Origin of the sequence: Caldimonas tepidiphila (assembly GCF_003569765.1) — a bacterium.
Taxonomy (GTDB): domain Bacteria; phylum Pseudomonadota; class Gammaproteobacteria; order Burkholderiales; family Burkholderiaceae_C; genus Caldimonas; species Caldimonas tepidiphila.
The window spans coordinates 26,989-38,774 of the sequence record NZ_QXMG01000053.1; the positions used below are offsets into that span (position 1 = coordinate 26,989).

Annotated in this window: 10 protein-coding genes and 2 pseudogenes; 10 read left to right on the top strand and 2 right to left on the bottom strand. The window is 70.9% G+C overall.

Annotation, left to right across the window (positions count from 1 at the left end; all coding sequences use genetic code 11):
* Positions 1 to 44: 44 nt before the first annotated feature.
* Positions 45 to 2,135: a 3-hydroxyacyl-CoA dehydrogenase NAD-binding domain-containing protein gene (locus D3A59_RS20305; RefSeq protein ID WP_119157154.1), complete on the bottom strand. Its 2,091-nt coding sequence runs from the start codon at positions 2,133 to 2,135 to the stop codon at positions 45 to 47.
* Between the two features lie 323 nt (positions 2,136 to 2,458).
* Here D3A59_RS20305 and D3A59_RS20310 point away from each other — a divergent pair, with 323 nt between their 5' ends.
* The 7 genes from D3A59_RS20310 (at position 2,459) to D3A59_RS26730 (ending at position 10,039) form a co-directional block, all read left to right on the top strand.
* Positions 2,459 to 4,261 (top strand): acyl-CoA dehydrogenase, encoded by a 1,803-nt coding sequence (locus D3A59_RS20310; RefSeq protein ID WP_119157155.1) that lies wholly within the window; start codon positions 2,459 to 2,461, stop codon positions 4,259 to 4,261.
* Between the two features lie 10 nt (positions 4,262 to 4,271).
* Positions 4,272 to 4,721, top strand: coding sequence for a PaaI family thioesterase (locus D3A59_RS20315; RefSeq protein ID WP_119157156.1), 450 nt, complete (start codon positions 4,272 to 4,274; stop codon positions 4,719 to 4,721).
* 11 nt (positions 4,722 to 4,732) lie between these two features.
* On the top strand, positions 4,733 to 5,449 hold the full coding sequence (locus tag D3A59_RS20320) for a 2-phosphosulfolactate phosphatase (RefSeq protein WP_119157157.1): 717 nt from the start codon (positions 4,733 to 4,735) through the stop codon (positions 5,447 to 5,449).
* Between the two features lie 47 nt (positions 5,450 to 5,496).
* Positions 5,497 to 6,606, top strand: coding sequence for a zinc-binding dehydrogenase (locus tag D3A59_RS20325; RefSeq protein ID WP_119157158.1), 1,110 nt, complete (start codon positions 5,497 to 5,499; stop codon positions 6,604 to 6,606).
* 32 nt (positions 6,607 to 6,638) lie between these two features.
* Entirely contained in the window at positions 6,639 to 7,619 is a 981-nt protein-coding gene (locus tag D3A59_RS20330; RefSeq protein ID WP_119157159.1) for an NADPH:quinone oxidoreductase family protein, read from the top strand.
* Between the two features lie 420 nt (positions 7,620 to 8,039).
* Complete coding sequence (locus D3A59_RS20335) at positions 8,040 to 8,297, top strand: hypothetical protein (protein WP_157991606.1); 258 nt, start codon at positions 8,040 to 8,042, stop codon at positions 8,295 to 8,297.
* The gene (locus tag D3A59_RS26730; protein WP_119157161.1) at positions 8,294 to 10,039 is read left to right on the top strand and encodes a diguanylate cyclase; all 1,746 of its coding nucleotides are present in this window, start codon (positions 8,294 to 8,296) and stop codon (positions 10,037 to 10,039) included. The genes D3A59_RS20335 and D3A59_RS26730 overlap by 4 nt, the downstream gene beginning before the upstream one ends.
* Positions 10,040 to 10,111: 72 nt before the next feature.
* On the opposite strand, the gene D3A59_RS25530 is transcribed toward D3A59_RS26730, so the two are convergent.
* Positions 10,112 to 10,255: a hypothetical protein gene (locus tag D3A59_RS25530; protein WP_157991607.1), complete on the bottom strand. Its 144-nt coding sequence runs from the start codon at positions 10,253 to 10,255 to the stop codon at positions 10,112 to 10,114.
* Positions 10,256 to 10,480: 225 nt separating this feature from the next.
* Here D3A59_RS25530 and D3A59_RS26895 point away from each other — a divergent pair.
* The 3 genes and pseudogenes from D3A59_RS26895 to D3A59_RS20355 all read left to right on the top strand — a co-directional run.
* Positions 10,481 to 10,642, top strand: a pseudogene (locus tag D3A59_RS26895) (helix-turn-helix domain-containing protein); the annotation flags it as partial.
* Between the two features lie 109 nt (positions 10,643 to 10,751).
* Positions 10,752 to 10,847 (top strand): annotated as a pseudogene (locus D3A59_RS20350) (transposase); the annotation flags it as partial.
* A 404-nt stretch (positions 10,848 to 11,251) separates the two neighbouring features.
* A partial coding sequence (locus D3A59_RS20355) for a hypothetical protein (RefSeq protein WP_205665235.1) occupies positions 11,252 to 11,786 on the top strand: 535 nt, incomplete at its 3' end.

Here is an 11,786-nt window from a genome sequence, read left to right on the forward strand (position 1 = left end):
ATGCGCGGGCCGGCGCGCGATGCGCGCCGCCGGCCCGGCGGGGGTCAGTGGTTGAAGCCGCGGCCTTCCTCGGCCAGGCGGGCGAGCAGCGGCGCGGGCGTCCAGAAGGCGACGTTGGCGCCCGGCTCGGCGGCGATGCGCCTGAGGCTGCGCACCACGTTGGGCAGGCCCACCTGGTCGGCGTACTGCATCGGGCCGCCGCGGTGCAGCGGGAAGCCGTAGCCGTTGAGGTAGACCACGTCGATGTCGGAGGCGCGCAGCGCGATGCCCTCCTCCAGGATGCGCGCGCCCTCGTTGACCAGCGCGTAGATGCAGCGCTCGACGATCTCCTCGTCGCTGATCCGGCGCGGCTTCACGCCCGCGGCCTCGCGCGCCTGCTCGATGAGCTGCTGCACCAGCGGGTCGGGGATGGGGTCGCGCTTGCCGGCCTCGTAGCGGTACCAGCCCGCGCCCGTCTTCTGGCCGAAGCGGCCGGCCTCGCACAGGTGGTCGGCCACCGCCGAGACGTCCTCGCCGGGATGCTCGGCGGCGCGGCGCTTCCTGATCGCCCAGCCGATGTCCAGGCCGGCGAGGTCGCCCATGCGGAAGGGGCCCATCGCCATGCCGAACTTCTCCAGCGCACGGTCCACCTGCTGCGGCAGCGCACCCATCATCAGCAGGTCGTCGGCGGCCTTGCCGTAGCGCGCGATCATGCGGTTGCCGATGAAGCCGTCGCACACGCCCGAGACCACCGCCACCTTCCTGATCTTCTTCGCGAGTTGCATCGCGGTGGCGAGCACGTCCGGGGAGGTCTTCTCGCCGCGCACGACCTCGAGCAGCTTCATCACGTTGGCCGGGCTGAAGAAGTGCAGGCCGATCACGTCCTGCGGGCGCTTCGTGAAGGAGGCGATCCTGTTCAGGTCCAGCGTCGAGGTGTTGGACGCGAGGATCGCGCCGGGCTTGGCCACCTCGTCGAGCGTGCGGAAGACCTGCTCCTTGACGCCGATCTCCTCGAACACCGCCTCGACGATCAGGTCGGCGTCGGCGAGCGCGGCGTAGTCCAGCGTCGGCGTGATGCGGGCCAAGCGCGCCTCCATCTCCCCGGGTTTCAGCTTGCCCTTCTTGACGGTGTTCTCGTAGTTGCGGCGGATCGTCGCGAGGCCGCGGTCGAGCGCCTCCTGCCGGGTCTCCAGCAGCACCACCGGGATGCCGGCGTTGACGAAGTTCATCGCGATGCCGCCGCCCATCGTGCCGGCGCCGATCACGCCGACCTGCTTCACGGTGCGCGTCGGGGTGCCCTCGGGCACGTCCGGGATCTTGCCCGCGGCGCGCTCGGCGGCGAAGACGTGGCGCAGCGCGCGCGACTCGGGCGTGTTCATCAGGCCGTAGAAGATCTCGCGCTCGACGCGCATGCCCTCGTCGAAGGACCTGGTCAGCGTGCTCGCCACCGCGTCCACGCACTTGAGGGGCGCGGGGAAGTTCTTCGACAGCGCGGCGATGTTGTTGCGCGCAAACTGCAGCCAGGCCTCGCCGTCGGGCTCCTTGACCTTCAGCTCGCTCAGGCGCCGGATCGGGCGCTGCTCGTCCAGCACCTTCTGCGCGAAGGCGAGCGCGGCCTCCAGCAGGTCGCCCTCGACGATCTCGTCGATCAGCGTGCCCGCGAAGGCGCGCGCCGGCACCGGGTTGCCGCTCACCATCAGGTTCAGCGCGGGCTCCAGGCCCACGAGGCGCGGCAGGCGCTGCGTGCCGCCGGCGCCCGGGATCAGGCCGAGCTTGACCTCGGGCAGGCCCAGCGACGCGTCGGCGCGCGCGATGCGGAAATGGCAGCCGAGGGTCAGCTCGAGCCCGCCGCCGAGGCAGGCGCCCGAGATCGCGGCGATCACGGGCTTGGCGCTGCTCTCGACGATGCGGATCACGTTCGGCAGGCTCGGCTCCATGCCCGCCTTGCTCGTGCCGAACTCGCGCACGTCGGCGCCGGCCGAGAAGGCGCGCTCGCTGCCGGTCAGCACGACCGCCTGCACCGCCTCGTCGGCAGCGGCACGGTCGATCGCGGCGACGATGCCGCTGCGCAGCGCGTGGCCCAGGCCGTTCAGCGGGGGGTTGTCGAGGGTGATGACGGCCACGGGACCGCGGACCTGGTACTGAGCTTGGCTCATGCTCGCTGTGCTCCTCGGGAGGACGGCCGGCGGAAGCGGCCGCGACAAGGTGGATGAAGAGGCCGGCCTGCTTTTAGTTCTGCATTGCAGTACCGGGTTTTGCTGCTGAAGACCATCCTAGCGCGGTGGCGGGTGTGCTGTAAAGCGAGCAAACGCGAGTTTTTTTGCGTGTCGATAGGGCTTTCTGCACGAGGGGAAGTGCGGATTTGACGCAAGCTGTTTTGCTTTGCAGAATTGAATTCCGTTGTTCTTCCCGGCGCGCCCGCCCCCTTCGCGGCAGGCGTCCCTCCGCGGCCCCGCCGCCTCGTCCCCGCCCGGAAACCATGACCGACAGTCTTCTGATCCACCGTCGCGAGCTCGACTTCCAGCTCTTCGAGCTGCTCGACGCCGAGGGGCTGACGCGGCGCGCGCGCTACGCCGAGCACAGCCGCGAGACCTTCACGGCCGCGATCGACAGCGCCCACGCGATCGCCACCGAGCACTTCGTGCCGCACAACCGCAAGTCCGACGAGCACGAGCCGCGCTTCGAGGACGGCCGCGTCGTGATCATCCCCGAGGTCAAGGCGGCGCTCGACGCGCAGACCGGCGCCGGCTGGATCGCCGCGACGCACGACGAGGCGCTCGGCGGCATGCAGCTGCCGGTGCTGGTGGCGCAGGCCTGCGGCTCGCTGTTCAAGGGCGCCAATGTCGCGACCTCGTCCTACGCGATGCTCACGACCGCCAACGCCAACGTGATCCGCCGCTTCGGCAGCGAGGCGCAGCAGCGCCGCTACCTGCCGGGGCTGCTGGCCGGCCGCTTCTTCGGCACGATGGCGCTGACCGAGCCGCAGGCCGGCTCGAGCCTGTCGGACCTGAAGACGAGCGCCACGCCGCGCGGCGACGGCACCTACTCGATCCGCGGCCAGAAGATCTTCATCTCGGGCGGCGACCACGAGCTGAGCGAGAACATCGTGCACCTGGTGCTCGCGCGCATCGAGGGCGCCCCGCCCGGCGTCAAGGGCATCTCGCTCTTCATCGTGCCCAAGCACCGCGTCGACGACGCGGGCCGGGTGGGCGAGCGCAACGACGTCACGCTCGCCGGGCTGATCCACAAGATGGGCTGGCGCGGCACCACGTCGACGGTGCTGTCCTTCGGCGACCGGGGCGACTGCGTCGGCGAGCTCGTCGGCGAGCCGCACCAGGGCCTGGCGTGCATGTTCCACATGATGAACGAGGCGCGCATCGGCGTCGGCCTCGGCGCAGTGATGCTCGGCTGGCGCGGCTACCTCGCCTCGCTCGACTACGCGCGCAACCGCCCGCAGGGTCGCCTGCCCGGCAGCAAGGACCCGACCGAGCCGCAGCTGCCGCTGATCCGCCATGCCGACATCCGCCGCATGCTGCTGGCGCAGAAGGCCTATGTCGAGGGCGGCTACGGGCTGTGCCTGTACGCGGCGCGGCTCGTCGACGAGCAGAAGACCGCCGAGGACGAGGCGGCGCGCCGCGAGGCCGGCCTGCTGCTCGACCTGCTGACGCCGGTGGTGAAGTCCTGGCCCTCGCAGTGGTGCCTGGAGGCCAACAGCCTCGCGATCCAGATCCACGGCGGCTACGGCTACACCCGCGACTATCCGGTCGAGCAGTTCTACCGCGACAACCGGCTGAACCCGATCCACGAGGGCACGCACGGCATCCAGGCGCTCGACCTGCTCGGCCGCAAGGTGGTGATGCAGCAGGGCGCGGCGCTCGCGGCGCTGGCGCAGCGCGTGCAGCAGACCGTCGCGCAGGCGCTCGGGGTGCCGGAGCTGCGCGCCGAGGCGCAGGCGCTCGAGGCCGCGCTCGGCGAGGTGCGGCAGACGCTCGCCGTGATCGGCCCGCTGCTGCGCGAGGACGGCGAGCGCGCGCTCGCCAACGCCTCGGTCTTCCTCGAGGCCTTCGGCCACACCGTGATCGCGTGGAACTGGCTGCAGCAGGCGCTCGCCGCGCAGGCGGCGCTGCCGCGCGCGAGCGGCGAGGACGAGGCCTTCTACCGCGGCAAGCTGCACGCCTGCCGCTGGTTCTACCGCTGGGAGCTGCCGCGCACCCGCGCGCAGCACGAGCTGCTGCGCAGCCTCGACGACCTGACGCTGACGATGGCGCCCGACTGGTTCTGAAGGAGACCCGATGCTGTCCCCCGCCCCGATTCCCGATGGCTTCGAGCCCGCCTTCGTCGACACCGACACCTTCATCGGCCTGTGCGGCCCGCTCTACGTGCGCGAGCGCGACGACGGCCCGCCCGTGCTCGCGATGCGCATCGCCGACAAGCACCTGAACCTGCGCGGCATCGCGCACGGCGGGCTGCTCGCGACGCTGGCCGACACCGCGCTCGGCTACGTGCTCAACCGCGCGCGCGGCGCGCAGCTCTCGCTCGTCACCGCCAGCCTGACGACCGACTTCGCCGAGGCCGCGCGCCTGGGCGACTGGGTCGAGGCGTACGTGGACATCCAGCGCGTCGGCAGCCGCATGGCCTTCGCGAACGCCTACCTGCATGTCGGCGAGCGGCGCATCTTGCGCGCCAGCGGCGTGTTCGCCGCGGTCACGCCGCTGCCGCAGGGCAGCGGCACCGACGGCTGAAGGAGCGCGCGATGACCAAGGTCCACGTTCTCCTGAAGAAGGAGGAGCTCGACGGCCAGCGCCTCGACGGCAAAGTCGTCGTGGTGCTCGACGTGCTGTTCGCCACCTCGACGATGGTCGCCGCGCTCGCGCACGGCGCCGCCGAGGTGATCCCGACGCTCGACGGCGACGCGGCGCGCCGCCACGCGCTCGAGCATGCGCCCGGCTGCTTCGTGCTCGCCGGCGAGCTCGACGCCGTCACGCTCGACGGCTTCACGTCCGCGACGCCGCAGGCCGTGCTGCGCGAGATGCCCCCGGGCGGCACGCTGATCTACTCCACCACCAACGGCACCGTGGCGCTGGCACGCGCCGCGGCCGCCCCGCATGTCTACGCCGCTGCGTTGCTCAACGGCGAGGCCGTGGTCGAGCGCATCGTGCGCGAGCACGGCGACGCGACCGTGCTGCTGGTCTGCTCCGGCTCCGCCGACCGCTTCAACCTGGAGGACTTCTACGGCGCGGGCTACCTCGTGAGCCTCTTCCACCGCGCCGGCGTGCGCGACTTCACCGACGCGGCGCAGGCGGCCGGGCTACTGCACCAGGGCAGCAGCGCCGAGCAGTGCCTGTGGAGCGCGCGCGTCGGCCGCCACATGCTGCGCAAGGACCTCGAGGACGAGCTGAGGTTCGCCGCACGCAAGAGCTGCCTCGACGTGGTGCCGAAGCTGGTGGACGGCCGGCTGCGCGCGACCTGACCGTTTGCCCGTCCTGTCCCCATCGAAACATGCCAGGAGGAGAGCCCATGAAACAGCGAGCCCGCGCGGTGCTGAGCCGCGCCGTCAACCAGCCCGTCGTCGTCGAGGAGATCGAGGTCGACGCGCCGCGGCGCAACGAGGTGATGATCAAGCTGGCGGCCTGCGGCGTCTGCCACAGCGACCTGTCCGCCACCGACGGCACCATCCCCTTCCCCGCGCCGGTGGTGCTGGGCCACGAGGGCGCAGGCACCGTGGTGCAGGTCGGCGAGGGCGTCACCGAGTTCGCGGTCGGCGACCAGGTCGTCAGCAGCTTCGTCAGCATGTGCGGCAAGTGCCGCTGGTGCGTCACCGGCCGCCCGCAACTGTGCGACCAGGCGGCGCGCGCCGGCTACACGCTGCCCGACGGCACGGTGCGCACGCACGACCTCGAGGGCCGCCCGCTCAACGTCTTCTCCGGCTGCGGCGTGATGGCCGAGTACGCGACGCTGCACGTCGACAACGTCGTGAAGGTGGCGAAGGACATCCCCGCCGACCGCTGCGCGCTGATCGGCTGCGGCGTGATGACGGGCGTCGGCGCGGTCTGCAACACTGCGAAGGTCGAGCCCGGCTCGATCGTGGTGGTGTTCGGCGCCGGCGGCGTGGGCCTGAGCGCGATCCAGGGCGCGGCGATCAGCGGCGCGGTGCAGATCGTCGCGGTGGACACCAACGAGCACAAGCTCGGGATGGCGCGCGTGTTCGGCGCGACGCACGTGCTGAACGCGACGCAGACCGACAACGTGGTGAAGGCGCTCAAGCAGATGACCGGCGGCGGCGCCGACTACGCCTTCGAGTGCGTCGGCCGCGGCGAGGTCGTCGCGCAGGCCTACGGCTGCCTGCACAAGGGCGGCACCGCGGTGGTGGTCGGCGTCGCGCCGCCGAAGGACACCGTGAGCCTGCGCACCGCGAGCTTCACCTTCGAGGAGAAGACGCTCACCGGCAGCTACTTCGGCTCGGCGCGCCCGCGCGAGGACTTCCCGCGCCTGCTCGGCCTCTACCGCGCCGGACGGCTGAAGCTCGACGAGCTCATCACCCGCACCTACACCATCGACGAGGCGCCGCAGGCCTTCGCCGACCTCGCCGCCGGCCGCAACGCGCGCGGCGTGATCGTGTTCGGCTGACACCCCCCGACACCCCTGAGCAAAGGAGACCCATGCAAGCCCTGATGTGCCACGCCTTCGGCCCGATCGACACGCTGCGCGTCGAGGACGTGCCCGAGCCGCAGCCCGGCCCCGGCCAGGTGCTGGTCGACGTGCAGGCCGCGTCGCTGAACTTCCCCGATGCGCTGATCGTGCAGGGCCTCTACCAGGTCAAGCCCGCGCTGCCCTTCTCGCCGGGCGCCGAGCTCGCCGGCGTGGTGCGCGCCGTCGGCGAGGGCGTGGCCGGCGTGCAGCCGGGCGACCGCGTCATCGCCTCGTCGGGCCACGGCGCCTTCGCGCAGTGCTGCGTGGTCGACGCCGCGCGGCTGATGCCCCTGCCCGAGGGCATGGACTTCGAGCTCGGCGCCTCCTTCGTGCTGACCTACGGCACCTCGCTGCACGCGCTGAAGACGGTCGCGCGGCTGCAGCCCGGCGAGACGCTGCTGGTGCTCGGCGCCGCGGGCGGCGTGGGGCTGGCGGCGATCGAGATCGCCAAGGCGATGGGCGCGCGCGTGATCGCGGCGGCCTCCAACGAGGACAAGCTCGCGCTGTGCCGCCAGGTCGGCGCTGACGAGACCATCGACTACTCGCGCGAGGACCTCAGGAAGCGCGTCGACGCGCTGACCGACGGCCGCGGTGCCGACGTAGTCTACGACCCGGTCGGCGGCCCCTACACCGAGCCGGCGCTGCGCGCGACCGGCTGGCGCGGCCGCTTCCTGGTGGTGGGCTTCGCGGCCGGCGAGATCCCGAAGATCCCGCTGAACCTCGCGCTGCTCAAGGAGCGCGCGATCCTCGGCGTCTACTGGGGCGACTCGGTGCGGCGCGACCCGGCCGGGCACCGCGCCAACATGCGGCAGCTCGCCGAGTGGTTCGCCGCCGGCAAGGTGCGGCCGGTGATCAGCGAGCGCGTGACGCTCGCGCAGGCCGCGGACGCGATCGCGCGGCTGGCGAACCGGCAGGTGAAGGGCAAGGTGGTGGTGTTGCCGCAGGGGTGAGCGCGGAGCCCGCCACCGTCCCCGGAAAACAGCAGGTCCCCCGGGGGAGCCGAGGGACCTCCTTCAGGCTTCCGCGCAGATCGCCCTCGTGAGGGTCGATCTGCCGGGAGCCGCCTGCGTGGCTTGGCGCACGGGGGAATCCGGTAGGCAGGCAAGTGCCGACCTTGTCGCTGGCTGGCGCGATGCCGCGAGCGAGGCGGCCAATGCAGCCTGCAGGTGGCATCGAGCGGGCGGGGAGCGGCAGATGGCTCCGATCGTGATCGACCGCACAAGCCACCCGAGCGTCACACCCGATTACAGAAAGATCGCGTGTTGACACATAACAAACAGATAAACACAATCAGCCACCACTCTTGAGCGGCCTGCTGCCTGCGCTCCACCGGCGCCCACCGGGTCCTCCCCCGCACACGGCCCGGCTCCATGAAACTCCCCGCTTCCGCAGCGTCCGAGGCCTTGCCCGATGCCAGGCGCCTGGAGGCCGCTCCGCTGGCCGACGCCCTCCTCGTGCAACGCCTTCATGACGGCACCGCAGCGGTCGCGTCCCCGCCGCCGCGGCTCGCGCACCTCGGCACGATGATGGACGGCCGGGGCGGCGATCCCGGCGCCCCGCGTCGGCTCGACTCGCTGGAGGACCGGCTCACGGTGCAGGACGAGTGGAAGGCGGCCGTGCCGCGATGAGCGGGCTGCGGTCCTGGGCGCTGCGCCTGCTGGCCCTGGCGTGGGGCGCGCTGTTCCTGCCGGCGGGTGCCCTGGCCGCGCTGCCCGCGCTGCTGCTCGACGACCGCACGCTCCGCGTCGAAGCCTGGCCGTCCGCGACGGTGCGCTCCGATCCCTTCGGGACGCTCACGCTCGGCGAGGTGCTCGCCTCGCCCGCGCGCTTCGCCGTGCCGGACTCGGCCTACGCCACGCTCGGCCTGCGCAAGGACGTGGTCTGGCTGCGGGTGCCGCTGGCGGTCGCGCCGTCCTCGGACGGGCGCTGGATCCTCGACATCGACTACCCGGTGCTCAACCGCATCGACGTGCACCTTGTCGGCCCCGCGGGGCCGGTGCAGCACACCGTGCTCGGCAGCCTGCTGCCCCGCGCGCAGCGCCCGCTGGCCAGTCGCACCCACGCGGTCGAGCTTGCGCTGCAGCCCGGGACCCGCTACGACTTGCTGCTGCGCGTCGAGCACAGCGGCGCACACGTGCTGCCGATCACGCTGAACAAGCCGGCGGCCTTCCATGCCCGCTCGCAGCAGGAGCAGATGCTGCAGGGCCTGCTCACCGGCTTCGGGCTGTGCCTGCTGCTCTACAGCCTGATGCAGGCCGTGAACCTGCGCGAGCCCCTGTTCTTCCGCTACGCGCTCCTGATCAGCGGCAGCATCCTGTTCTCGGCGTTCCAGTTTGGCATCGGCGCGCAGTACCTCTGGAGCGACAACCGCTGGATCGAGCAGCACATGGCCGGACTGTCGGCCCTGCTGGCCGCGGGCGGCACCTTCCTGTTCGTCGAGCGGGCGCTGGCTGGCGCGCCGACATGGCGCCACTTCGGCACCGCGATGCGGCTCGGCGCGGCCGTGCTGCTCGTCACCGGCGTGGCGCACGCGGCGGACTGGATCGACACGCACGCGGTGAGCGCGGTGGTCAGCAGCGTCGGCCTGCTGCCGGCGCTGATGGGCATCCCGGGCAGCGTCCGGCTGCTGAGGCGCGGCGACAGCGTCGGCGCCTACCTGCTCCTCGCCTGGGCGGGCTACTTCGTGGCGACCGCGACGATGGTCGGCGTGGTCCAGGGCCGCATCGACGTCGGCTTCTGGACCCTGCACTCCTTCCAGCTCGGCGCGACCTTCGACATGCTGGCCTTCATGCGCGTCGTGAGCCTGCGCAGCCAGGCCATTCACGCCGCCGCCCGGCATGCGGTGCGCGAGCGCGACGTGCTGCATTCGCTGGCCCACACCGACGCGCTGACCGGCCTGCCCAACCGCCGCGGCCTGGACGCCGCCCTCGCCGCCGCACTGCCGGGCTGCACGCCCGGGCATCTGCTCGCGCTCTACATGCTGGACCTCGACGGCTTCAAGCAGGTCAACGACACGCACGGCCACGAGGTCGGCGACGAACTGCTGCTCGCGGTGGCGCAGCGCCTGCAGGCCCAGCTGCGCGCCAGCGACGTGGTCGCGCGCCTGGGCGGCGACGAGTTCGTCGTCATGGCCGAGGGATTGCCCGGGGAGCGGCAGGCGCGGGAGATCGGGACCAAGCTGATCGAGGCGTTCCGGATGCCGTTCGAGCTCGCCGGCGGCCCCGTCTGCCGCGTGGGGCTGACCGTCGGCTACGTGCTGGTGCCGCTCGACGGCGACGATCCGGCCGAGCTGCTGCGGCGCGCGGATGCGGCGATGTACGCGGGCAAGCACGGGGGCAAGGGCAGCCTGCGGCGCGGCGTGGCGGCATAGCGGGCCTCTGCGGCACCGGAACCCGGGCCTGCGTCGCGCCGCCTCCGGGGCGCCGCCTCCGGGGCGCCGCCTTCAACGCGCCGGCGCGCGGCGCTTCGCGTGCAGCTCGCGCTTGATGTCGTGCGGCACCGGCTGCAGCGAGCGGCCGAGCCGCAGCGAGATCGCGGTGCACGGGACGTCGACGATCGCCAGGTGCAGCAGCGTGTCGGTCGTCACCTGCAGGCTCGGTGCGCTGCAGGTCTGCGCGCCGAGGCCGAGCCGGAAGAACTTGTGCTGCGCGTCCTAACTGCGGCCAATACGAACTCCATATGCATTCCGGGGTTCATTGCTGTGATGTGATCGGACCCGAGCGCGCTGAGGTCACGCGACGTAGTGGGAGTGGCACGACGCCGGAGCGCGCAGGAGCCCGAGGCGGCAGCGTGCCACGAGCGCAACGGCCCGGTGCACAGCCGGCTGCTGGCACTGCGCCACTTGGCGCTGGGCTCCTCGGTGGCCAAGACCGCCGGACAGCTCGCGCTCGGCAAGAGCCAGCTCTACGACTGGATCCGGCGCTTCGAAGCCGAGGGGCTCGCCGGGCTGCACGACCGCCCGCACCCGGGCGCGCGCCAGCACTTGGCACACGAGCGAGAGGTGGAGTTCATGCGCCAGGTGCACGAGGGCCCGCCTGCGGACAGCGGCCTGAGCGCATGGCGGGGCGAGGCGGGTGCCGGCCAACCTCACGCTGCTGGTGCTGCCGCCGTACTCGCCCGAGCTCAACCCGGCCGAGATGCTGTGGCGCGAGATGCGCCAGCGCTACCTGAGCAACCGTGTCTAACCAGATCGCGAGGCACTCGACAGTGCTGTGGTCATGGCCTGGCTGAGCCTGAGCAACGATGTCGAGCGCATCCGCCGCCTCACCAACTTCGACTGGGTCCGTCAGGCCGTCTGTAATACGGGTCCCAGGAGATCCTCGAACTCGGATGCGGCCGACCAGCCGAGCATGTCGTTCGACGAGCTAAGGGCTTCAACCGGACGCTGGACCTTCCGAGAACTTCTTGGGATCCGTATAGGAGCGGTTCCAGGGGTCCAACCAATGAAGGGTCCTATCCCCCAGGAACGCGGGGAGGTGCATGGGCTGCAACACATGTATCATTTTGTCGTACCCATCTTTGCCTCAGCTTCTTTGCCCAGCTAGGGCGTACTTGTCCACGCAGACCGCAACAGGAAGACCACATGAGCACGTCCGACTCGATCACCACTCCCACCTTCAAAATTCTTGGTCCTGATGGAAACCCGGTGGTTGTGGGGAGCAGTGGCAATGACATCATTGAGCTCTCTGGTACCAGCAGCAGTTACCTGGTCAATGCCGGTGCAGGAAGCGATGTGCTCATCTACGAGGTGAGCAAGCATCTTGCTGGAGAGACGAGCACTACCTTTAATGGCGGGTCGGGAACGGATACGGTCCGGTTGGTGTTTGAGACGACGGAGGCTTGGCTGCCGTTCAAGGATGCGATCAAGACGTTCTACAACTTCTTGTTGTCGCTAAAGACGAATGCGAGCGGGGAAGTAAGCGGCAACAGTAAATACACTCTCGTCCTCGAGAGCGGCACCCACACCGCCACTTTGACGGTTTCCTTGACAGAGGTGCTGCAGGTGTGGGTGGGGGGTGTTGAGATTGTTAATTCCCAAATTAAGCTGTTTGACGAAGCCGCGCCGAGCGTGACGATCACGGGCCTGGGCGGCAGCGACACCACCGTCAGCAGCCAGA